We start from the raw sequence: 22,595 nt of genomic DNA on the forward strand, positions 1-22,595 counted from the left end.
GGTGGGGGAGGCGGGGGGGGGGGGTTCGGCGCACAGGCGGCGACGCTCGCCAGCAGACCTGCTACGATGATCTTACGCGACAAATTCATGATCCACTCCCCAACCGCATCACCATGCGGCATCAACCCCGCGCGTGCAACGCCGCTTCGGCCTGTTGCACCAGAGATGCGACAATCGCTGCCGCACTCTCCTCTTCGGATACCATACCGACAGATTGCCCTGCCATTAACGAACCATTTTCGACGTCGCCGTCGATGACGGCGCGGCGCAGCGCGCCCGCCCAATAATGTTCGATTTCGAGCTGCGCTTCACCCATGTCGACCTCACCGGCGTCAAGTTTGTTCGCGACCTCGCGCTGCTTCGCGGTAAAGGCTTCGGTCCCGGCATTTTTGAGCGCGCGGACCGGGATGACGGGCAGGCGCGGGTCGATCTGGACGCTCGCGACCGCTTCGCGCGCCGAGGCGCGCATGAAGGCCTTTTTGAAGTTGGGATGCGCGATGCTCTCGGTCGCGCACACAAAGCGCGTGCCGAGCTGAACCCCCGACGCGCCCATCTCCAGATAGGCGGCGATCGCCTCGCCGCGGCCGATCCCGCCGGCGACGAAAACCGGCACTTCGTCGGCGAGCGTCGGCAGGATCTCCTGCGCGAGCACGCTCGTCGACACCGGGCCGATATGGCCACCTGCCTCCATCCCCTCGATCACCAGCGCGTCGACGCCCGAACGGACGAGCTTTTTGGCGAGCGCCAGCGTCGGCGCGAAACAGATGACCTTGGCACCCGACGCCTTGATCGCCTCGAGGCTGCCCTTCGGCGGCAAGCCGCCCGCGAGCACGACATGGCCGATGCGATGCTTGGCGCATACCTCGATCAATTCGAACAATTGCGGGTGCATGGTTATCAGGTTGACGCCGAAATTGCGGGTCGCCAACGCCTTGGTCCCGGCGATTTCGGCATCGAGCAACGCGGGCGTCATCGCGCCGCACGCGATCACGCCAAAGCCGCCGGCATTGCTGATCGCGCTGACCAGATGGCGTTCGGAAACCCAGCTCATCGCGCCGCACAGGATTGCATAGTCGCTACCGAGTAGTTCGGTTCCGCGGGCCATCAGATCGTTAATTTTGCTCATTGAGGCTGCCTTTGCCAGCACTGGGACTCGCGCGCAATCCCTGGCGTCATCGCGCCCGTCGACCCGCCGCACGCTTGAATCGATTGGGCGCGACAACCGAACCTTTCGGCGCAGAAAGCAAATCAATCATTGTCAACTAAATCACTTGGCATATGCTTTGGCGGCGAATCCAGAAGGGAAAGGAATGATCATGAGCGCTATCAGGGACGTCGCCAAAGACGGCTCCGAAGAGGTGCCCCGCGCCATCCAGACCGTGCTCGATGCCCTCGACAAGCTGAAGTTCGGCGCGATCCAGCTGACCGTGCACGAAGGACGACTGGTGCAAGTCGATGTGACCGAGCGGCACCGCTACCCCAACTGATGTAGGTTTCAGGCTCCAACTACTCCCAACGGGGATATTCCCCACCTCATGCCGCAGACCGGACCACCGGATGTGGCAATTTTCTTGCAACAGGAAATTGTCATGACCGCAAAATATCCGTCTGTCCGCCGGCGCCTTCCGGCCGGCCTCTTCACGCTTTCCCTCGCCTTGGCGATCGCCGCGGACCCCGCCGCCGCATCGGAAACTGCCGACGACACCGCCGCCGCCGATGACGCTGCGCAGGTCGAAGGCGGAAGCTACGGCGGCGAGATCATCGTCACCGCGCGGCGGCGCAGCGAAACCGCGCAGGACGTGCCGATCGCCATCTCGGTCGTTGACGGCGAACAGATCGACAATACCGGCAGCTTCAACGTCGGCCGGCTGACCCAGCTCACGCCGACGCTGCAATTCTACTCGTCGAACCCGCGCAACACGGCGGTCAATATCCGCGGTATCGGCGCGCCGTTCGGTCTGACCAACGACGGCATCGAACAGGGCGTCGGCATCTATGTCGACGACGTCTATTATTCGCGCGTCGCTTCCTCGACCTTCGACTTCCTCGACGTCGCGCAGATCGAAGTGCTGCGCGGGCCGCAGGGGACGCTCTACGGCAAGAATACGACCGCCGGCGCGATCAACATCACGACCAACCAGCCGACCTTCGATTTCGAGGGCAAGGCCGAGGTCAGCATCGGCAATCTCGATTTCAAACAGGCGAAGGCCGCGATCTCGGGACCGCTGTCCGAGTGGCTTGCGGCGCGCATCGCGGTCTCCTCGACCAGCCGCCGCGGCACGATCTACAATGTGACGACCGACCGTTATATCCAGAGCCAGGACAATATCGGCATTCGCGGCCAACTGCTCTGGCGGCCGGCCGACAATCTCGACATCACGCTCGCCGGCGACTGGAACAAGCAAGAGGCGGTGTGCTGCGGCTCGGTTTTCGTCCGCACCGGCGAAACGCAGCGGCCGCTGAACCGCCAGTTCGCCGCGCTCGCGGCGGCGCAGGGCTATGCCTTCCCGAGCGAGAATCCCTATGACCGGCTCACCGACCTCGACGCCAATCTGAATGCGGGCAACGAGATCGGCGGCGCGTCGCTGCGCGTCAAATGGGACCTCGGACCGGGCATGCTGACCTCGGTGACCGCGTGGCGCTATTGGGACTGGCAGCCCGAAAACGATCGCGACTTCACCGGCCTGCCGATCGTCACGAGATCGCAGAACCCGTCGCAGCAGGATCAATATACGCAGGAGCTGCGCTATAATTACACCGGCGATCGCTTCGATTTCGTCATCGGGGGCTTCTATTATTACCAGCGCATCGAGACGCAGGGCACCGAAGGCCATGGCCCCGCGTCGAGCCGCTGGACGATCAATCCGTCGAACCCGCTGTCGAACGATCCCTCGGTGCTGGGCGGCCTGACCGCGATCAACACGCAATATCTCAAGAACACCAGCGCGGCGCTGTTCGGGCAGCTGAGCTGGAAAATCACCGATCAGCTGACGATCCAGCCCGGCGTCCGGGTGAATTATGTCAAGAAGGACGGCTACTACCGGCGTCTCGTCTTTGCCGGCGACGGCTCGCCGGTGACGGCGGACCTGACAGATGCGGTGTCGGCCGCCCGGCTCGCCGTGTTCACGCCGCAGGAATATGCGCCCTCGTTCAGCGACTGGAATTTCAGCTACGACCTGACCGCGACATGGAAGGCGGCGCGCGACCTGCTCCTCTATGCGACCTATGCGAAGACGTTCAAATCGGGGGGCATCAACCAGAATGGCGTGCCGAACGGCGCCGACGGCGACCCGATCCTCGCCGCCGCGACGGTGAAACCCGAATCGGTCGATCATTATGAGGCGGGGGTGAAGGCCGAATTCTGGGATCGGCGGGCGACCTTCAATCTCAGCGCGTTTCGCACCGACATCAAGAATTTTCAGGCCAATGTGAATAATGGGCAGTTCGGCGTGCTCCGCGGCTATCTGGCCAATGCGGGCAAGGTCCGCACGCAGGGCGTCGAATTCGACTTCTCAGTGCGGCCGAGCGAGCGGTTTCGCGCCTATGCCAATGGCGCTTATACCGATGCCAAATATGAACGCTTCGTCGACGCGCCGTGCCCACCCGAACTGTCGGGCGGGTCCGCCAGCGCGCCGAACTGCGACATTTCGGGGCAGCGCCTGCCCGGCGTGTCGAAATGGGCCTTTTCGTTCGGGGCGGAAGCCAATGCCGAATCCAGCCTGTTCGGACAGGATGGGCAATTCTATCTGGGTTATGACGGCAGCTACCGGTCGGACTGGTCGTCGAACCCGTCGCCGTCGGCCTACACCTGGATCGAGGGTTATTCGCTTTCGAACTTCCGCGCCGGTTTCCGGACCGAAACCGGGCTCGACATCTTCGGCTGGGTGCGCAACGCGTTCGACCAGAATTATCTTGAGCAATTGAGCGTGGGGCCGGGCAATACCGGGCTGATCACTGGCCTGCCGGGCGATCCCCGCACTTGGGGCGGGACGATCAAGGCTAGCTTCTGATCTTCCCTTACCAGCAAAAGAAAAGGGCGGCCCCGCGGGGCCACCCTTTCTCATGCAGGCTGCTGGTCAGCGCTGCTGCGGGTTTTTGCCTTGGTCCTGATCGGACCGCTGGCCGCCTTGCTGGCGATCCTGGCCGCCCTGCTGTTGCTGCTGGCGACGTTGTTCCTCGTCGCGATCAGCCTGCGGGTTCTTCTGGTTCTGCTGGTTCGGGTTGTTAGCCACTTTCCATCTCCTTTTGCCGCGCCATGCCATCATGCCGCGACACCGGATCAACCCGTGGCCGAGTCAGATGTTCCTCCCTGTAGCCGGGGCGTGGCGGGGGCGGGACGGGCGCCCTTCGTCCGGGCAACTCTCGCGCGTTTGATCGGTTCATTCGATGACTGAATTCAGCTTATTCGGTTATGTCGATGGGGAAGCGCGGCATATCCTTCCCCGGTCAGAACGAAAGGATGGCGCCATCGACTCGACGCCCGCCCATGCCGGCCGTCCGCCAGCGACCCCCGTCGCTCGCGTCATACGCGCGCCATTCCGCGGCGCCACGATCCGGCATTCCATAACAGATAAACGAGGAGAGACTGCATGAACGATCCGACCCCCATCGACCCCGCCGGCGGTTGCCCCGTCCACCAGCCCGGGGGCGTTCGCGCGCTGCTCGGCCGCACCAACAAGGATTGGTGGCCCGACATGCTGGCGACCGAAATCCTTAATCCCAATGGCCCGTCGAACCCGATGGGCGAGGATTTCGACTATGCCAAGGCGTTCAAGTCGCTCGACTATCAAGCGCTGAAGGACGATCTCACCGCGCTGATGACCGACAGCCAGCCCTGGTGGCCCGCCGACTATGGTCATTACGGCCCCTTCTTCATCCGCATGGCGTGGCACGCCGCGGGCACCTATCGCACCGCGGACGGCCGCGGCGGCGCCAACAGCGGGCAGCAGCGTTTCGCGCCGCTCGACAGCTGGCCCGACAATGGCAATCTCGACAAGGCGCGCCGCCTCCTTTGGCCGATCAAGCAGAAATATGGCAACAAGATCAGCTGGGCCGACCTGTTCATCCTTGCGGGCAATGTCGCGATCGAAAGCATGGGCGGGCCGGTGTTCGGCTTCGGCGGCGGCCGCGTCGACGTCTATGAACCCGAACGCGACATTTATTGGGGCAGCGAAGACAAATGGGTCAATCAGGGCGTCCAGACGCGCATCGACCCGGCCAAGGGAATGGAAACGATCGAAGGTCCGCTCGCCGCGATCCAGATGGGCCTGATCTACGTCAACCCCGAAGGCCCCGGCGGCAATCCGCACGACGACGAAGGCATGGCGCGCGATATGAAGGAAACCTTCAAGCGCATGGCGATGAACGACGAGGAAACTGTCGCACTCACCGCCGGCGGCCACACCTTCGGCAAGGCGCATGGCAATGGCGACGCCTCGCTGCTGGGCGCGGCGCCCGCGGGCGGCGATCTTGCTGCGCTGGGCTTTGGCTGGGTCAGCAGCCACGAAAGCGGCGGCATCGGCGAACATACCGTCACCAGCGGCATCGAAGGCGCATGGACCAACACCCCGCGTGAGTGGACGGAGAATTATTTCCGCCTGCTGTTCGACTATGACTATGAGCTGGTGAAATCGCCCGCGGGCGCGAACCAGTGGCAGCCGATCAACCAGAAAGAGGAGGATATGGCCCCGGCGGCGTGGGATCCGAACATCAAGGTTCCGACGATGATGACCACCGCCGACATGGCGCTGAAGCGCGATCCGGCGTACCGCAAGATCAGCGAGAAGTTCCGCGACGATCATGAGGCGTTCCGCGACGCTTTCGCGCGCGCCTGGTTCAAGCTGACCCACCGCGACATGGGGCCCAAGATCCGCTACCTCGGCCCTGAAGTCCCCACCGAGGATCTGATCTGGCAGGACCCGATCCCCGCGGGTTCGACGCCGTCGGACGCCGAGGTGAAGGCGGTGAAGGACAAGATCGCCGCGTCGGGCCTCACGGTCAGCCAGCTGATCAAGACCGCTTGGGCTTCGGCGAGCACCTATCGCAAGTCCGACTTCCGCGGCGGCGCGAACGGCGCGCGCGTCCGCCTCGCGCCACAGAAGGACTGGGAGGTCAACGAGCCCGCGATGCTCGCCAAGGTTCTGGATACGCTCGACGGACTGCGCGGTTCGATGTCGATGGCCGACGCGATCGTGCTTGGCGGCGTTGTCGGGCTTGAAAAGGCGATCAAGGACGCGGGCTTCAATGTCGCCGTCCCCTTCACCGGCGGCCGCGGCGATGCAACGGCCGAACAGACCGACGCCGACAGCTTCGCGGTGATGGAGCCCGAAGCCGATGCCTTCCGCAACTATGTCGGCAAAAAGAAGCTCGCCGTGAAGATCGAGGAAATGATGCTCGACCGCGCCTCGCTGCTCGGCCTGTCGGTGCCCGAGATGACGGTGCTGATCGGCGGCCTCCGCGTCCTCGGCGCCAACCATGGCGAGCGCGGCCACGGCCACTTCACCAAACGGTCGGGGCAACTGACGAACGACTTTTTCGTTAACCTGCTCGACATGACCAATGTGTGGAAGGCCGTCGATGGATCGGACGACCAGGAATATGTCGCGACCGACCGCAAGGGCGGCGCCGAGACCTGGCGCGCGACGCGCGCCGACCTGATCTTCGGTTCCAATTCGGAACTGCGCGCGGTGGCCGAAGTCTATGCGCAGTCCGACAATGGCGAAAAGTTCGTGCGCGACTTCGTCAAGGCGTGGACCAAGGTGATGAACGCCGACCGTTTCGACCTCGCCTGATCCGGCGCCGCCGGTCCCGCATCATGCCGCAGGACCGGCGGCGGCCGCAAAAGACGACGGGTCGCGACCCGCCCCCGGGGACATGGGCCTGGGGGCGGGTCTTGTTTTTGCGAAGGGGCGGCTTTGTAGCTGATCGCTGCGACACGACGTTTTACCGCAAACGATGTTAACAATGTCAATTTTTCCTTGACGTCGATCCGGTCTGCACGCAATGTTTACGACGATAACATTGAGTCGGAAAGGACAGGCGGATGAAAACCTTGCTCTATGCCATCGGGCCGATGCTGTTCGACTCGCTCGGCGTGCTCGTCTTCGCAGTGCTGCTGGTCGCCGGGGCGGGTATCGTTCCCGCGACGATCGCGGGTATCGTCGTCGCGCTCGGCGTCGTCGGTTACGAACTCGCACGCGGCAAAAAGGTCGCGGCGCTGCAATGGATCAGCCTGGCGTCGGTGCTCTTCACCGCGGCAGCGACCTTGTTCACCGGCGATCCGCGCTTCGTGATGGCGAAGCCGACGATCGTCTATCTGATCGTCGGCAGCGTGATGCTGCGCAAGGGCTGGCTCAACCGCTATATTCCGCCCGAGCAGCTCGCGATCGTCGGCGACGTCATGGATCGCTTCGGCATGATCTGGGCAGCGCTGATGTTCACCAGCGCGGGGCTGAACCTCGTCATCGCGCTCTTCTTCACTGCCTGGTGGCCGCTGTTCATCGGCGTCTTTCCGCTCGCGTCGAAATTCGGGCTGTTCGCGATCCACATCGCGGTGGTGCATCACATCACGCAAGCACGGCTGCGCCGCCGCGCGAGCGGCGAACTGCAGCCGTTCGCGGCGGAGTAGTTACTCGGCGTCGAGCCCGTAGGCGGTGTGCAGCACACGGACCGCGAGTTCGGTTTCGTCCTCGTCGATCAGCACGCTGACCTTGATCTCGCTGGTCGAGATCGCCTGGATGTTGATGCCGCGGTCGGCCAGCGCGCGGAACATCGTGCTCGCGACGCCCGCATGGCTCTTCATGCCGACGCCGACGACGCTGACCTTCGCGACCTTGTCGTCGCTGATGATGCGGTTGAAACCGATCTTGTCCTTCGCGCCTTCGAGCAGGTCGATCGAGCGGAGCAGGTCGACGCCCGGAACGGTGAAGGTCACGTCGGTCTCGCCCTTTTCGCGGCCGACATTCTGGATGATCATGTCGACGTTGATCCCCGCCGCGGCGAGCGGGCCGAAGATGTTCGCCACCGCGCCCGGCTTGTCGGGCACGCGCGTGACGATGATCTTCGCTTCATTCTTGTCGTGGGCGATGCCGGTGATCAGCTGCCGTTCCATCTGATGTTCCTCTATTTCCTCGTCGCTGACGATCATCGTGCCTTTGGCGGGAGCCTCGTCGCCCTCGACGAAGCTCGACAGAACCTGCACGCGCACGCCCATCTTCATCGCGAGCCCCACCGAGCGCGTCTGGAGCACCTTGGCGCCGACGCTCGCGAGTTCGAGCATTTCCTCATAGGTGACATAGTCGAGCTTGCGCGCGCGCGCGACGATGCGCGGGTCGGTGGTATAGACGCCGTCGACGTCGGTGTAGATGTCGCAGCGGTCGGCCTTCACCGCCGCCGCGACCGCGACCGCGCTGGTATCCGATCCGCCGCGCCCCAATGTCGAGACGCGCCCGTCGTCCATCATCCCCTGGAAACCGGGGATCACCGCGACCTCGCCCTTGCCCATCGCGGCGAGCAGCGCGCCGGTGTCGATGTCGAGGATGCGCGCGCGCGCATGCGCTTCCTCGGTGCGGATCGGCAGCTGCCAGCCGAGCCAGCTGCGCGCGGGGACGCCCATCGCCTGCAAGGTCAGCGCGAGCAGCCCCGATGTGATCTGTTCGCCCGCGGCGACGACGACGTCATATTCGGCGGGGTCGTAGCGCGGGTTCGCCTCGCGGCAGAAATTGACGAGCCGGTCGGTCTCGCCGGCCATCGCCGAGACGACGACCGCGACTTCGTTGCCGTTGGTGACTTCGCGCGCGACGAGTTTCGCCACGGTGCGAATCCGCTCGGTGCCCGCCATCGACGTGCCCCCGAATTTCATCACGATCCGCGCCATGTCGCCCCGCTTTCCTGAATCTGGTTTCCGCCGCGACTTTCCCAAGCATTTCCGCGGCGCTCGCGTCGTTACGGAAGGGGGAGGGCGATGGCAAGGCGGCGATGATAGCGTCGGGATATATTTTCTTGGCGAGGGGAAACCGAAACAGGGTTTTCCGTCGAATATCCATGCTGCGAGGTAATTTTCTTGCGCCGAAATGGCGGCGGTGGCAAATCGGCGGCATGAGTGCCGCCACGATCAACCCGCACGAAGCCGCCCATTTCGGCGCCCTCGCCGCCGACTGGTGGGACCCGCACGGTTCGTCGGCGATGCTGCACAAGCTCAACCCGGTGCGGCTTGCCTATATTCGCGACCGCATCGATGCCCACTGGCAGGTCGATGCGCGTGAGCGCCACGCGCTTGCCGGGCGCAGCGCGCTCGACGTCGGGTGCGGCGCGGGGCTGCTCGCCGAACCGCTCGCACGAATGGGCGCGACGGTCACCGGCGTCGATGCGGCGCCCGAAAATATTGCAGCCGCGCGCGATCATGCGGCGGGGCAGGGGCTTGCGGTCACCTATTTCGCGGGCGAACTGTCCGCGCTGCCGCCTGCGACCTTCGATCTCGTCACCTCGATGGAGGTCGTCGAGCATGTCGCCGACCCCGCGGCCTTCATCGGCGAACTCGCAGGCCGTCTCGCGCCCGGCGGGCTGATGATCCTCTCGACCCCGAACCGGACGATGCTGTCGAAACTGCTGCTCGTCGAGGCGGCCGAGCGTGTCGGCGCGGTGCCGCGCGGGACGCACGATTGGGATCAGTTTCTGAAGCCCGGGGAATTAACGGGCCTGCTCGAAGGCGCGGGGCTCGAGGTCATCGACCGCACTGGCCTCTCTCCCTCGGCCGCCAAGGGCTTCAAGCTCGGCGGCAGCGTGGCGCTCAACTATCTGGTCGCGGCGCGGTGGCCGGGCTGAAATAAGGCCGGGAAACCGTCGCCCCCGCGCAGGCGGGGGCCGCTATCGGTTTACGCGGCGCCGCCGAGCAAGGCCGCTGGCGGCCCCCGCCTGCGCGGGGGCGACGGTTAGAAGTCGACGTCTTCGTAATATTTCGGCGGCGACACGATCTCCATCCGCTCGGCGAGCAGCGGGCGGAAGCTCGGGCGCGACTTCAGCCCCGAATACCAGCCTTTGGTCTGCTCGTGCCCGGTCCAGTCGATCCCACCCAGATAGTCGGCGACCGAGATATGCGCCGCCGCAGTCAGATCGGCGAGGCTCATCGTCGCGCCGGCGAGCCAGGTGCGATGGTCGATGAGGTAATCGACATAGTCGAGATGATTGTTCGCCGCCTTCATCGCCTCGCGCAGCGCGCCGCCGTCGGGCGGCTGGCGGTGGACGATGCGCTTCTGCATCCGTTCGAACAGCAGCGGGCCGGTGACTTCATAGTAGAAGTCGTGATCGAACCATGCGGTCAGCCGGCGGATCTCGGCGCGGTTCGCCGCCGTGCCGTTGATCATCGCCTTACCTTCGACGGTTTCCTCGAAATATTCGGCGATCGCCATGCTGTCGATCAGTACCTGTCCGCGCGCCTGATCGACCATCACCGGGGTGCGGCCTGCCGGGTTCAGATCGATGAATTCGTCGCGGCGCTCCCACGGCGATTCGCGCACCAATTCGTATCCGACGCCCTTTTCGCCCAGCAAAAGGCGGACCTTGCGTGAAAAGGGACAGAGCGGGAATTGATAGAGTTGCCACATAGGCTTGGCATAGCGGCAGCGGGGCGCCACGCGCAACGGCTATGGCGCGGCCTGCCTCTGGCGATTGTGAATTAAGCGTCAGCGCCGCGCGGCGTCGCGCTCATATTCCCACTGGGCGGCAAGATCGCGCGCCATGTCCCTCAGGACCGGGGCATAAGCCGCGAGCGCCGATGCGGCATGGCCCGCCATACGCGTCGTCGCGCGGACGTCGTCGCCCATGCGTTCGGCATAATAGGGATCGCTGCCCGTCACTTCGCCCAGCGTCGCGTCGGGCGGGATATATGCGGCATCGGATTCGGGATCGATCTGTGCCACCGCCTTCGCGAGCGGCCCGACCTGCATCTGCATCAGCGCGCCGACCATCGCCGTGATCGTCTCGGCCATCCGCTCCTGCGCGACCGGATCGCTGAGCGTCGCAACGGTATCGTGCATCTCGTTGGCGGCCGCGGGCAGCGGCGCGGCGAGCGCGAGCAGGGGGAGGGCAGCGAGGGCCAGACGGGTCATGACTCGATCCTTTCGAGGGACGAGAGGAGGGCAGTAAAGCGGCATCTTTAGCCCAAAGACGCTTTCGCTAGGGTGAACGTTCCTCCCTGTCGCGAAGCGATGGGGAGGTGGCAGCGGCGTAGCCGCTGACGGAGGGGCTATGGCGCTGTCGTCGCAGCCCCTCCACCATCCGCTGCGCGGACGGTTCCCCTCCCCACGGCTTCGCCGCAGGGAGGATTGGCTTATTCCGCCGCGACGACCTCGACCTCTTCCTCGTTGAGCGAATGCGTCAGGCGGCTCAGCATTTCCTTCGGGCACACCTGCCAGAAACGCTGGCGCCAGCGGTCCCAGTCGGCGAGGATTTCGGCCGACCATTTGCTGCCGGTGGCCTTGGCATGCTCCTCGACCAGCTCCTTGAGCACCGCCTCCCAATGGCCGCTCGCGAGCCGCTGCCAGACGATCGATTCGCCGTTCACGCGGCGCTCGAACTGCTCGTCGGTGTCGAGGATGAAGGCCATGCCGCCAGTCATCCCCGCGCCGAAGTTCGAGCCCACCGGGCCGAGGATCACCGCGGTGCCACCGGTCATATATTCGCAGCCATTGGCGCCGCAGCCCTCGACGACGACATTCGCGCCCGAGTTGCGAACCGCGAAACGTTCGCCTGCCTGACCCGCCGCGAGCAAGGTGCCGGCAGTCGCGCCATAGAGCACGGTGTTGCCGACGATGCTGTTGTGCTGGCTGACGAGCGGGCTCGAGACGGTCGGGCGCACGATGATGCGCCCGCCCGACAGCCCCTTGCCGACATAGTCGTTCGCGTCGCCGAACACTTCGAGCGTCACGCCCTGGCACAGGAAGGCGCCCAAGGACTGCCCCGCGGTGCCGCGCAGGCGCACCTGCACATGGTCGTCGGCGAGTCCCTTCATGCCGAAGCGCGCGGTAACCTCGGCCGACAGTCGGGTGCCGACGGCGCGGTGCGTGTTGCGGACGTTGTAGGTCAGCTGCATACGCTCGCCGCGCTCGAACAGCGGCTTGGCGTCGCTCAAGATCTGCGCGTCGAGGCTGTCGGGCACCGGGTTGCGGAAGTTCGGCCCCTGCGAGCGGCGCTGATCGTCGGGCGCGTCGACCTTGGCGAGGATCGGATTGAGATCGAGATCGTCGAGATGCTCGGCGCCGCGGCTGACCTGCCGCAGCAATTCGGTGCGCCCGATCACTTCGTCGAGGCTCGTGACACCGAGCTTCGCCAATATCTCGCGCACTTCCTCGGCGATGAAGGTCATCAGGTTGATCACCTTCTCGGGCGACCCCGTGAACTTCTGCCGCAATTTCTCGTCCTGCGTGCAGACGCCGACCGGGCAGGTGTTCGAATGGCACTGGCGCACCATGATGCAGCCCATCGCGACGAGGCTCAGCGTGCCGATGCCGAACTCTTCGGCGCCCAGAATGGCCGCGATCACGATGTCGCGCCCCGTCTTGAGCCCGCCGTCGGTGCGCAGGCGGATGCGGTGGCGGAGGCCGTTCAAGGTCAGCACCTGATTGACCTCGCTCAGCCCCATTTCCCACGGCGTGCCGGCATATTTGACGCTTGTCTGCGGCGACGCCCCGGTGCCGCCGGTGTTGCCCGCGACGAGGATCACGTCGGCATGCGCCTTCGCGACGCCCGCAGCCACGGTGCCGATCCCCGCCGAGCTGACGAGCTTCACGCAAACGCGCGCCTTCGGATTGATCTGCTTCAAATCATAGATTAGCTGCGCCAGATCCTCGATCGAATAGATGTCGTGGTGCGGCGGCGGCGAAATCAGCGTCACGCCGGGCGTCGCGTGGCGCAGCCGCGCGATGAACTCGGTGACCTTGAAGCCCGGAAGCTGGCCGCCCTCGCCCGGCTTGGCGCCCTGTGCGACCTTGATCTCGATCTCGTCGCACGCGCCGAGATATTCGGCGGTGACGCCGAAGCGGCCGCTTGCGATCTGCTTGATGTTGCTGTTGGCGTTGTCGCCATTGGCATAGGGGCGGTAACGTTCGCTCGCCTCGCCGCCTTCGCCCGACACCGCCTTGGCGCCGATGCGGTTCATCGCAATCGCCAGCGTCTCATGCGCCTCGGGCGACAGCGCGCCGAGCGACATCCCCGGCGTGACGAAACGCTTGCGAATTTCGGTGATCGCCTCGACGCTGTCGAGCGCGACGCCCTGCGCCGGATAGTTGAACTCCATCAGGTCGCGGAGGTAAATCGGCGGCAGGTCGGCGACCCCGCGCGCGAATTGCAGATAGGTCGAGTAACTGTCGGTCGCGACCGCGGTTTGCAGCAAGTGCATCAGCTGCGCCGAATAGGCATGCGCCTCGCCCCCCGCGCGCTGGCGATAGAAACCGCCGATGGGAAGGGTGGTGACGCGCCCGTCGAACGCCGCCTCATGCTTCTCGGTCGCGTTGATGAACAGCGATTGATAGCCTTCGCCCGAAATCTTCGCCGGCATGCCGGGGAAGAGATCGTTGACGAGCGCGCGGCTGAGACCCACCGCCTCGAAATTATAACCGCCGCGATAGGAGGAGATCACCGCGATCCCCATCTTGGCTAGGATCTTGAGCAAGCCATCGTCGATCGCCTTGCGGAAACGCTGGCGGCATTCGTCGAGGCTCAATTCGCCGAACAGCCCGCGCGCCTGCCGGTCGGCGATCGCCGCTTCGGCCAGATAGGCGTGGACGGTCGTCGCGCCGACCCCGACGAGCACGGCAAAGGCGTGGGTGTCGAGCACTTCGGCCGAGCGTACATTGATCGAGGCATAGCTGCGCAGCCCCTTGCGCACGAGGTGCGTGTGGACGGCGGCGGCGGCGAGCACCATCGCCATGCCGACGCGGCCTGCGCCGATGCTCTGGTCGGTCAGAAACAGCTCGCTACGCCCCGCGCGCACCGCATCCTCGGCCTCGCGGCGGACGCGCGCGATCGCCTCGCGCAGCGTCGAGGCGTCGCCGCCTGCCGCAAACGTGCAGTCGATGTCGGCGACCGCATCGCCGAAATAGGCACGCAGTCGATCCCAGTCGTCGCCGACGAGCACGGGGCTGTCGATCACGAGGACGTGATCGCTCTGGCCCTTTTCGTCGAGGATGTTCGCCAGGTTCGCGAAACGCGTCTTCAGGCTCATAACATGCCGTTCGCGCAGACTGTCGATCGGTGGATTGGTGACCTGGCTGAAATTCTGGCGAAAGAATTGCGCGACGTGACGCGGCTTGTCGGAGATGACCGCGAGCGGCGTGTCGTCGCCCATCGATCCGATCGCTTCCTTGGCGTCCTCGACCATGGGGCTGAGGATCAGTTCCATATCCTCCATCGTCAGCCCGGCGGCGACCTGACGGCGGAGCAGTTCCTGACGATCCCACGCGGGCAGGCTAGACTTGCCGCCCTTGGGCAGGTCGGCCATCGTGCGGAAACCCTTGACGCGCGAGGCATAGTCGGCGGCGTCGGCGATCTTGTCCTTGATCGCGAGATCTTCATAAAGCGTGCCGTCGTCGAGATCGACCGCAATCATCTGGCCGGGGCCAAGGCGGCCCTTCTTGCGCACGCTCGCTTCGGGCAGCAGCACCATCCCGCTTTCGGACCCGACGACGAGGAGATTGTCGGCGGTCAGCGTGTAGCGCAGCGGGCGGAGCGCATTGCGATCCATGCCCGCAACCGCCCAGCGGCCGTCGGTCATCGCGAGCGCGGCGGGCCCGTCCCACGGCTCCATGACGCTGGCGAGGTACGAGTACATCGCGCGGTGGTTGTCGGGGACGTCGCATTCGGTGGTCCACGCCTCGGGCACGAGGATCAGCTTCGCGGTCGGCGCGTCGCGCCCGGCGCGGCACAGCGCCTCGAACACCGCGTCGAGCGCGGCGGTGTCCGATGCGCCCGCGGGGATAACCGGCTTGATGTCTTCCGAATGCTCGCCGAACGCGAGGCTCGCCATCTTGATCTCGTGGCTCTTCATCCAGTTCTTGTTGCCGCGGATCGTGTTGATCTCGCCATTGTGGGCGAGGCAGCGGAACGGCTGTGCCAGCCACCATTGCGGGAAGGTGTTGGTCGAATAACGCTGGTGGAAAATCGCGACGCGGCTTTCGAACAGCTTGTTCGTGAGGTCGGGGAAGAAGTCGGCAAGGCTCTCGGCAAGGAACAGCCCCTTGTAGATGATCGAGCGCGCCGACAGGCTGCAGATGTAAAAGTCGGCGATCTGTGCCGCGATCACCTTTTTCTCGATCCGGCGGCGGACGAGATAAAGCTGCTTTTCGAACTCAGCGACCGTCTGCTCGTCGGGCAGGGGGCCCGCGATCATGATCTGCTCGATCTCGGGGCGCGTGCGCTGCGCCTTGTCGCCGATCACCGACACGTCGACCGGCACCTGCCGCCAGCCATAGATGGTGAAACCCGCGTCGATGATCTCGGCCTCGACGATCGTGCGGCACTCCTCCTGCGCGCCAAGGTCGGTGCGCGGCAGGAAGACCATGCCGACCGCAAGGCGGTTCGGGCGTACCCGGTGCCCCGACGCCGCGATCGCATCGTCGAAGAAGCGCACGGGCAGGTCGACATGGATGCCCGCCCCATCCCCGGTCTTGCCGTCGGCATCGACCGCGCCGCGGTGCCAGACTGCGCGCAGCGCCTCGATCGCCGCCTCGACGACGCGGCGCGACGGCTTGCCGTCGGTCGCCGCGACCATGCCGACGCCGCAGGCATCGGATTCGAGGTCGGGGCGATACATGCCTTCGGCTTCGAGCCGCGCGTGATCGGGGGTGGGATAGTGGGTCATCATCTTCGTCCTGACGGGATAGGCTGACGCCTATTCGGAGGGGGTCTTGTCCAATCGCTCGCGCGCCTTTTCGACGGCGGCGGCTTCGGCTTCGATATAGGCGGCTTCCAGTTCCTCGACGCGCTTGCGATCGGCTTCGGACCAGTTGCTGCGATCATATGCGGTGGCTTCGACCGCGACGGCGGCGTCAGCTGCGGCCTCGGCCGCATCGGCCGCCGCTTCCGCGGTGGCGACATCGGCGGCGGCGTCGACCGCATAATCGTCGGCGGCTTCGGCCGCGACCGCGTCGGTCGCTTCCATGTCGGTCTTCCACATGTCGCGCTGTTCCTTCAGCACGCTGACATCGACCTTCATCAGCTTGGCGAGCTTGCCGAGTTCCTTGTCGTCGAAGTCCGAAAGCTGCTTTTCCTTGGGCAGCTCCTTCAGATCCTTCTCGATCTCGGGGGCGCGGTCGATGAATTTGGTCACCAGCGGCGGCACCGCCTTGATCACCGCGACCATCACTTCGGGATCGGCCTGCAACGCCATCCATTCGCTGGCGTAGAGATTGCCCGTCGGCGTCGCGAGGAAGCTGTTGAGGTCGGTGAGCTGCGCGCCGGTGAACTTGCGCGCATAGGCCTTGGCCAGCCCTTCGCGCATCGGCGGCTCCATATCGGCCAGCACTTCGCTGATCAGCGGCTTGATCACGCGGTTGATCTGCTCGTCGCGTTCCTTGCGATGCGGGTCGAACATGTCGGCGACCTTGCCCTTGGTCGCTTCGTCGAGCTTCGCGATCTGGTCGGTTTCGACGCCGGTCTTGATCGAAAGCAGCAGGTCCGACTGACCGCCGAACTCGCCCATGATCGTCTTGAACATCTTGCCGTACAGATTGTCGACCATCTTTTCGATGCTGCCGGCCGGGATCAGCGCGGCGGTCGTCTGCTGCGCGAGCGTCAGGCGCGCCGGGTCGATCGGCGGCAGGTCGCTCGTGTCGAACATTTTTTCAATGAGCGCGATCGCCTCGTCCATTTCCTTCTGCATCTTGGCCTTCGCCTCGGCGGCGGCAGCCTCGCTGTCGAACGGCGTCTCGCTACCGTCTTCGGCGGCGACGACTTCGGCTTCGGGCGCTTCCTGCTGCGCTGCATGGGCGGATATGCCCAGCGGCAGCATCGCCACGGCACCGGCAAGCAGGATCGATTTGAACGACGGCATCATAATTTCCTTCCCCTGTTGGTCATGCCGCCTTCTTTTCGCTTTTCGCCTTCGCCTTCAACCACTTTGCCATCTGTTCGCTGACATCGCGGCCGTCGCGGATGCCCCACACGACCAAGCTGGCGCCGCGCACGATGTCGCCCGCCGCGAAAACGCCGGGCAGGCTGGTCATCATCGTCTGGTGATCGACGCGCAAAGTGCCCCAGCGCGTGACCGACAGGTCGGGCGAGCCGAACAGGTGCGGCAGCTCCTCGGGATCGAAGCCCAATGCCTTGATCACCATGTCGGCGGGCACGTCGAACTTGCGCCCGGGATCGACCTCGGGGCTGCGGCGGCCGCTCGCGTCGGGCGCGCCGAGGCGCATCCCCGCGACCGCGACCTCTTTCACATGCTTGTCGGCGGTGAAGCTTTCGGGGGCCGAAAGCCAGACGAACTCGACGCCTTCCTCTTCGGCATTGGCGACCTCGCGCTGCGATCCCGGCATATTCTCGCGGTCGCGGCGATAGAGGCACTTCACCGATTTCGCGCCCTGCCGCACCGCGGTGCGGACGCAGTCCATCGCGGTGTCGCCGCCGCCGATCACGACGACATGCTTGCCCTTGGCGTCGAGGCGCCCGTCGTCGAACGCCGGAACCTCGTCGCCAAAGCTCTTGCGGTTCGACGCGATCAGATAGTCGAGAGCGGCGATCACGCCGTCGGCGGCATTGCCGGGAACATTGATCTCGCGCGCCTTGTAGACGCCCGTCGCGACCAGGATCGCGTCATGCTTCTGGCGGAGCTGGTCGAGCGTCGCATCCTCGCCGACCGCAAAGCCGAGGTGGAACTGGATTCCGCCTTCCACGAGCCGGTCGATGCGGCGCATCACGACATCCTTCTCGAGCTTGAAGCCTGGGATGCCATAGGTGAGGAGGCCGCCCGCGCGGTCGTGCCGGTCATAGACATGCACCTCATGCCCCTGCGCGCGCAGATATTCGGCCGCGGTCAGGCCTGCCGGCCCCGCGCCGATCACGCCGACCGACTGGCCGGTCGCGGCGCCGACGTGTAGCGGCTCGACCCAGCCCTCGGCCCAGGCGGTGTCGGTGATATATTTCTCGACGCTGCCGATCGTCACCGCGCCATGGCCCGAAAACTCGATCACGCAATTGCCCTCGCACAACCGGTCCTGCGGGCAGATGCGGCCGCAGATCTCGGGCATCGTCGAGGTCGCGTTGCTGAGCTCATAGGCTTCGCGCAGCCGGCTTTCGGCGGTCAGGCGCAGCCAGTCGGGAATATGATTGTGGAGCGGGCAGTGGACCGAGCAATAGGGCACGCCGCATTGTGAGCAGCGCGCCGCCTGCGCATCGGCGTCGGGCGCGGCATAACGCTCGGCGATCTCGCGAAAGTCGCGCGCGCGCTCTTCGGCGGAGCGCTTGTCCGGATAGGATTGTTCACGCTCCACAAATTGGAGCATGCGTTCGGAAGCCATGCAGTATCCCCTTCGTTGAGCGGGGAATTGCATGGCCCGAAACGCCCTGTCACGAGCGAATTGCGTGATAGGTCAACAATGCTTACCTAAATCGGAGATCAAATTCGTCCTAAAATAGGCTCGCGCAATTATCTTTCGTGAATTAGTATCGTTTCGGACCTATCTCATCCCGAGCCAGATCAGCGCCGCGACCCCGACGATGATTCGGTACCAGGCAAAGGGCGCGAAGCCATAGCGCGTAACAACCGCGAGAAAGGCCTTGATCACCGCCCAGGCGACGACGAAGGAGACGAACGCGCCGACCGCGATCAGGCCGAGGTCGTTGGTGGTGATCGCGTCGCGGTGCTTGAACAGCTGGAGCACGGTCGCGCCGGTCAGCGTCGGCAGCGCGAGGAAGAAACTGAACTCGGCCGCGGTCTTGCGGTCGACCCCGAACGACATCGCGCCGAGGATCGTCGCGCCCGAGCGGCTGACCCCCGGGATCATCGCGATGCACTGGACCAGCCCGACGAGGATCGACTGGCGCGCCGACACATTGGCGACCCCGCCGACGTCGCGCGTCTTCGCGAACCGCTCGACGAGCAGGATCGCAAAGCCCCCGATGACGAGCGCCCAGGCGACGACGACGGCATTTTCGAGCAGCAGCTCGATATAATCCCCGAACGCGAGGCCGAGGACGACCGCGGGGAAAAAGGCGAGCAGCAGGTTGCGCACAAAGGCGATCGCTTGCGGATCGCGCCGGAAGAAGCCGGCGAACATCTCCCAGAACAGCTTCCGGTACAGCACCACGATCGCGAGGATCGCGCCGGGCTGGATCGCGATGTTGAAGATCGCCCAGCGCGCCGCGTCATAGCCGAGCAGCTCGGTCGCGAGGATAAGGTGCCCGGTCGAGGAGACGGGCAAAAATTCGGTCAGACCCTCGACGATGCCGAGGATGATTGCGGTCAGCCAGATACCCATTATCGCGAGGCGAGCTCGGCGAAACGGCCATGGCGACGATATTGCACGAGCCAGCCTTCGGCGACAGAGGCGAGCGACGCCGGCGTGATGCCGAGCTGTGCGAGCCCCGCGGCGCCGTCGGAGACGACGTTGTCGCGCTGGAGCATCAGCCACTGATCCTTGGTGATCGGCGCGCCGGGCGCCCAGCCGAGGCCGCTGGCGAGCGCCGAGGCAACAAAGTCGGGTACATCGACGAACAGCGGCGAGCGGCCAGTCGCGCTCGCGATCCAGCGCAGCAATTCGCCCATCGCCAGCACCTGCGGTCCGCCGATTTCGAATGTCTTGCCGGCAGCGCCGTTGCCGAGCGCGGCGACGACCGCGTCGGCGACGTCTCCGACGTAGATGGGCTGGAACTTCGCATTAGGCGCGATCACCGGGACGATAGGCGCGATACGCATCATCGTGGCGAAGCGGTTGATGAAATGATCCTCGCGGCCGAAGATGATCGAGGGGCGCAGGATCGCGGCGTCGGCGAACGCTGTGCGCACCGCGGCTTCGCCGTCGCCCTTGCTGCGGCCATAGGCCGAGGCGCTTTCAGAATCGGCGCCGATCGCCGAAACATGGACCAGCGCGCTGGCACCCGCCGCCTTCGCCGCCGCCGCGACATGGCCCGCGCCATCGGCCTGCACCGCCTGCATGTCGGCGAAGGCGCCGGCGAGGTTGATCACCGCATCGCTGCCTTGCACCGCGCGCGCCACGCTCGCGGGGTCGCGGACGTCGCACGCCACGAACTGCGTCTGGCCGAGGCCGCCGAGCGGCTTCAGGAAGGTCGCGGCGCGGGGTTCGCGCTGCGCGATGCGGACGCGGGCGCCGCGTGAGAGCAGCCGCTGCGCGACATAGCGGCCGAGGAAGCCCCCGCCGCCCAGCACTGTGATCAATTGCCCGTCGAGTTTCTGCATTGGGTCCGCCTATATCGATTCTCTGGATGGCGCGGGGCGCGCCGACGGCCTTCCCATGCCGCGAAGCGGGAAGGGGAGCAAGGGGGCGAGGCGGCCATATGACGCAAAACCGGTGGCTTTGCGATAAAATGCGTCCCGGCCACCGCGACGCGGTTGACAAGCCGATAGCCGCGCCGCTAAGCGCCCGCTCCTACCCCGTGCCCAGATGGCGGAATTGGTAGACGCACCAGCTTCAGGTGCTGGCGATCGCAAGGTCGTGGAGGTTCGAGTCCTCTTCTGGGCACCATTTACCCCTTCGGGTGAAATTCACGAAAATATGGCGAATATTTGCGTCGGCTGAGCGATGGCGTGAGCCGCGGTTCGCCGCGGGCTTCGCGCAGCGTTCATCTTCATATTTTCAGGAAACTGGTGGCTTACAGGACTCGAAGTTACATACTAATAAATTGATAATAAAGATTTTTATATCAGAGCATTTCTGAAATGCCCCCAAAAATACCCCCAATGCTGAAATTTTTGCGATCGCTTTGTGCAAAAGCACCGACCTTTTAGGTGCAGATTAGGTGCAGAGTACGCCCCCTCTTTACCGCAAAGTTAGCGCGCGCGTGTCACCCTTCGGGAAATCGCGACGCCATCTTTCCGGCTCACTGCTAGCTCGTATCGCGTTGCGGCTGCGCGATTTCTACCACGGTGTCATATCCGCCAATATGCGTTAGCCCTTCATGACTCTCGATTCCGGTATAGCGGAGCGACGCATCCTCGTAGCGGCGGAAGGCAAACACGGCTTCGTTCATCCGTTCGGTGTTGAACACGCGCAGCCGAACTAGCAGGTTGAAATCCTCGACCGTCAGGCCCGTGACGGTGAGGAACAATTCCGGCTCAATTTTCGTGATAACATCGACCAGAGTGTTTTCACGAAAATCGGTCAGATACATGAAAGCAGGAATGCGTGTTGCAAACTTGATCAGCTTCTCCTGTATCTGCTTGCGCTTGTTTTTATATTCCCGCTCCTCCTCGGTCAGCTCTTTCTTCTCGGCCTTCGAAAGCTCGCCATCCTTGGCTTTTTTCTTCAGGTCTTTGACCGTCTCGCTCTTGTTGATGATTGTTTCGATCACATTGTCGCCGAGCGCCCGCCAGCCTTCGATCCGCTCGACCGCTGCCAAGGCTTCCGGATTATCGAGCACGCGGCGCAAAGTGTCATTGTCGACATTGACCAGCATCGCCGATTCCCATTTCCGCGCCAGCAGTGTTGCGGACGTTCCCGCCATCGCAATGTCGAGAATGCCGCCCGCGTCAATCTGCGTCATGTTCGCGCCGTCATAAGCGAGCACCGGCAGGAAAGAGACAAGGTCCGCCACAGCCTTCTCAGGGTTAGGCTCGCTTGGGGACAGGCCAATGCCATATTCGGAAAGCTGACGCAGCGCCCGCGTCGGTGCGAAATCGAAGATGAAACAGATTGGCTTTTTGATCAGTTCCGCGTTCGGATCGTCGCCTTCCGGATTGGGAATCGACCAAGGCGATTGCACGCGGAAGGCCGCCTGAAAATAGGTTTCGGGTGACTTCAGATTGCGAAGCATCAGGATTGACGCCCATTGCTTCACCGTCACGCCGGTCGTCAGCTTCCCGCATGACAGCGTAATGGTCTTGGTGTCTTCGCCATTGCCGATTGCCTTGCGAACAGGCGGTAACGCGTCCAGCCCTATGCCTGCGCCAGCACCAGCAGCGACAATCACGCCATATTCGTGCCAGAACGTATTTTGCGGCTCTTCCAGCAGGTTCTTCATTGCCTCACAGGCCGCAACATTCGGCAGGAACCAGAACGCGTGGTTCAGGTAAGGCAGCAATCGCACGTCAGAATAGGGCCAAGGTGGCCTTGTGCCGGTTTTGAGGCTTTCAATCGTTTGCGCCGGGCCTGAACCTCGGATGATGTTTAGCCACTTTTGCACTTCGTCCTTGTGTTCGAAATGCGCCAGCACGCCATTGCCATTGGCCCTGAAAAACTCGTTCAGGTCGAACTCGTCAAACTCGCCGCCGCTCGCAATCGCGAGCAATTCGTCCGGCATTTGATAGGTCAACAAACGCATTTGCGGCAACGCGGCATAGGGGTTGCGCTTGCCGGGATTTTTGCTGTCCCACTCCGCCCGCGCGCGCTGCTCGTCGGTATAGGTCCAGTTGAAAATCTGTTCCTCGA

The 22,595-nt window shown here is 64.3% G+C and carries 16 protein-coding genes and 1 tRNA gene; 6 read left to right on the forward strand and 11 right to left on the reverse strand.

Annotation, left to right across the window (positions count from 1 at the left end; all coding sequences use genetic code 11):
* Window positions 1-121: 121 nt before the first annotated feature.
* Window positions 122-1,126, reverse strand: coding sequence for an NAD(P)H-dependent flavin oxidoreductase (locus FG95_RS14060; protein WP_037556705.1), 1,005 nt, complete (start codon window positions 1,124-1,126; stop codon window positions 122-124).
* A gap of 190 nt (window positions 1,127-1,316) precedes the next feature.
* Between FG95_RS14060 and FG95_RS20270 the strand changes: the two genes are divergently transcribed.
* The gene (locus FG95_RS20270; protein ID WP_081933164.1) at window positions 1,317-1,487 is read left to right on the forward strand and encodes a YezD family protein; all 171 of its coding nucleotides are present in this window, start codon (window positions 1,317-1,319) and stop codon (window positions 1,485-1,487) included.
* A gap of 102 nt (window positions 1,488-1,589) precedes the next feature.
* Window positions 1,590-4,010, forward strand: a complete 2,421-nt coding sequence (locus FG95_RS14065) for a TonB-dependent receptor (protein ID WP_037556706.1) — start codon at window positions 1,590-1,592, stop codon at window positions 4,008-4,010.
* A gap of 66 nt (window positions 4,011-4,076) precedes the next feature.
* Here the strand turns inward: FG95_RS14065 and FG95_RS20810 are convergent, their stop codons facing one another.
* Window positions 4,077-4,232 carry a hypothetical protein gene (locus FG95_RS20810; protein ID WP_161786561.1) on the reverse strand — a complete coding sequence of 52 codons (156 nt, stop codon included), beginning with the start codon at window positions 4,230-4,232 and terminating at the stop codon, window positions 4,077-4,079.
* A gap of 357 nt (window positions 4,233-4,589) precedes the next feature.
* Between FG95_RS20810 and katG the strand changes: the two genes are divergently transcribed.
* A complete protein-coding gene (katG, locus tag FG95_RS14070; RefSeq protein WP_037556707.1) occupies window positions 4,590-6,791 on the forward strand; it encodes a catalase/peroxidase HPI in 2,202 nt (733 codons plus the stop codon).
* A 251-nt stretch (window positions 6,792-7,042) separates the two neighbouring features.
* Window positions 7,043-7,627: an inner membrane-spanning protein YciB gene (locus tag FG95_RS14075; RefSeq protein WP_037556708.1), complete on the forward strand. Its 585-nt coding sequence runs from the start codon at window positions 7,043-7,045 to the stop codon at window positions 7,625-7,627.
* On the opposite strand, the gene FG95_RS14080 is transcribed toward FG95_RS14075, so the two are convergent.
* A complete protein-coding gene (locus FG95_RS14080; protein WP_037556709.1) occupies window positions 7,628-8,875 on the reverse strand; it encodes an aspartate kinase in 1,248 nt (415 codons plus the stop codon). It abuts the gene before it with no gap.
* Between the two features lie 221 nt (window positions 8,876-9,096).
* On the opposite strand from FG95_RS14080, the gene ubiG reads away from it, so the two are divergent.
* Complete coding sequence (gene ubiG / locus FG95_RS14085) at window positions 9,097-9,822, forward strand: bifunctional 2-polyprenyl-6-hydroxyphenol methylase/3-demethylubiquinol 3-O-methyltransferase UbiG (protein ID WP_037556710.1); 726 nt, start codon at window positions 9,097-9,099, stop codon at window positions 9,820-9,822.
* 107 nt (window positions 9,823-9,929) lie between these two features.
* Here the strand turns inward: ubiG and FG95_RS14090 are convergent, their stop codons facing one another.
* The 7 genes from FG95_RS14090 to FG95_RS14120 all read right to left on the reverse strand — a co-directional run bounded on the left by FG95_RS14090 (window position 9,930) and on the right by FG95_RS14120 (window position 20,407).
* Window positions 9,930-10,601: a glutathione S-transferase family protein gene (locus FG95_RS14090; RefSeq protein WP_037556711.1), complete on the reverse strand. Its 672-nt coding sequence runs from the start codon at window positions 10,599-10,601 to the stop codon at window positions 9,930-9,932.
* 78 nt (window positions 10,602-10,679) lie between these two features.
* Window positions 10,680-11,105 carry a hypothetical protein gene (locus tag FG95_RS14095; RefSeq protein WP_037556712.1) on the reverse strand — a complete coding sequence of 142 codons (426 nt, stop codon included), beginning with the start codon at window positions 11,103-11,105 and terminating at the stop codon, window positions 10,680-10,682.
* A gap of 221 nt (window positions 11,106-11,326) precedes the next feature.
* The gene (gltB, locus tag FG95_RS14100) at window positions 11,327-15,856 is read right to left on the reverse strand and encodes a glutamate synthase large subunit (RefSeq protein WP_037556713.1); all 4,530 of its coding nucleotides are present in this window, start codon (window positions 15,854-15,856) and stop codon (window positions 11,327-11,329) included.
* 27 nt (window positions 15,857-15,883) lie between these two features.
* Entirely contained in the window at window positions 15,884-17,047 is a 1,164-nt protein-coding gene (locus FG95_RS14105; protein WP_037556714.1) for a hypothetical protein, read from the reverse strand.
* 19 nt (window positions 17,048-17,066) lie between these two features.
* On the reverse strand, window positions 17,067-18,509 hold the full coding sequence (locus FG95_RS14110; protein WP_037556715.1) for an NAD(P)-dependent oxidoreductase: 1,443 nt from the start codon (window positions 18,507-18,509) through the stop codon (window positions 17,067-17,069).
* Between the two features lie 159 nt (window positions 18,510-18,668).
* On the reverse strand, window positions 18,669-19,469 hold the full coding sequence (locus tag FG95_RS14115) for an undecaprenyl-diphosphate phosphatase (RefSeq protein WP_037556716.1): 801 nt from the start codon (window positions 19,467-19,469) through the stop codon (window positions 18,669-18,671).
* Window positions 19,469-20,407, reverse strand: a complete 939-nt coding sequence (locus tag FG95_RS14120) for a complex I NDUFA9 subunit family protein (RefSeq protein WP_037556717.1) — start codon at window positions 20,405-20,407, stop codon at window positions 19,469-19,471. Before FG95_RS14120 ends, FG95_RS14115 begins: the two co-directional genes overlap by 1 nt.
* Before the next feature lie 199 nt (window positions 20,408-20,606).
* Here FG95_RS14120 and FG95_RS14125 point away from each other — a divergent pair.
* A tRNA-Leu gene (locus FG95_RS14125) sits at window positions 20,607-20,693 on the forward strand.
* A 361-nt stretch (window positions 20,694-21,054) separates the two neighbouring features.
* Here the strand turns inward: FG95_RS14125 and FG95_RS14130 are convergent.
* Window positions 21,055-22,488, reverse strand: coding sequence for a hypothetical protein (locus FG95_RS14130; protein ID WP_235211567.1), 1,434 nt, complete (start codon window positions 22,486-22,488; stop codon window positions 21,055-21,057).
* Window positions 22,489-22,595 lie beyond the last annotated feature (107 nt).

The sequence above is a fragment of the Sphingopyxis sp. LC363 genome (assembly GCF_000756385.1).
GTDB lineage: Bacteria > Pseudomonadota > Alphaproteobacteria > Sphingomonadales > Sphingomonadaceae > Sphingopyxis.

Excerpts from the sequence above, each read along its gene's own strand:
- FG95_RS14110 (WP_037556715.1), bottom strand. The coding sequence starts at position 18,509 with ATGGCTTCCGAACGCATGCTCCAATTTGTGGAGCGTGAACAATCCTAT.
- ubiG (WP_037556710.1), top strand. The coding sequence starts at position 9,097 with ATGAGTGCCGCCACGATCAACCCGCACGAAGCCGCCCATTTCGGCGCC.
- FG95_RS20270 (WP_081933164.1), top strand. The coding sequence starts at position 1,317 with ATGAGCGCTATCAGGGACGTCGCCAAAGACGGCTCCGAAGAGGTGCCC.
- FG95_RS14120 (WP_037556717.1), bottom strand. The coding sequence starts at position 20,407 with ATGCAGAAACTCGACGGGCAATTGATCACAGTGCTGGGCGGCGGGGGC.
- FG95_RS14130 (WP_235211567.1), bottom strand. The coding sequence starts at position 22,488 with ATGCGTTTGTTGACCTATCAAATGCCGGACGAATTGCTCGCGATTGCG.
- FG95_RS14065 (WP_037556706.1), top strand. The coding sequence starts at position 1,590 with ATGACCGCAAAATATCCGTCTGTCCGCCGGCGCCTTCCGGCCGGCCTC.
- FG95_RS14060 (WP_037556705.1), bottom strand. The coding sequence starts at position 1,126 with ATGAGCAAAATTAACGATCTGATGGCCCGCGGAACCGAACTACTCGGT.
- FG95_RS14075 (WP_037556708.1), top strand. The coding sequence starts at position 7,043 with ATGAAAACCTTGCTCTATGCCATCGGGCCGATGCTGTTCGACTCGCTC.
- FG95_RS14090 (WP_037556711.1), bottom strand. The coding sequence starts at position 10,601 with ATGTGGCAACTCTATCAATTCCCGCTCTGTCCCTTTTCACGCAAGGTC.
- FG95_RS14105 (WP_037556714.1), bottom strand. The coding sequence starts at position 17,047 with ATGATGCCGTCGTTCAAATCGATCCTGCTTGCCGGTGCCGTGGCGATG.
- FG95_RS14115 (WP_037556716.1), bottom strand. The coding sequence starts at position 19,469 with ATGGGTATCTGGCTGACCGCAATCATCCTCGGCATCGTCGAGGGTCTG.
- gltB (WP_037556713.1), bottom strand. The coding sequence starts at position 15,856 with ATGATGACCCACTATCCCACCCCCGATCACGCGCGGCTCGAAGCCGAA.
- FG95_RS14080 (WP_037556709.1), bottom strand. The coding sequence starts at position 8,875 with ATGGCGCGGATCGTGATGAAATTCGGGGGCACGTCGATGGCGGGCACC.
- katG (WP_037556707.1), top strand. The coding sequence starts at position 4,590 with ATGAACGATCCGACCCCCATCGACCCCGCCGGCGGTTGCCCCGTCCAC.
- FG95_RS14095 (WP_037556712.1), bottom strand. The coding sequence starts at position 11,105 with ATGACCCGTCTGGCCCTCGCTGCCCTCCCCCTGCTCGCGCTCGCCGCG.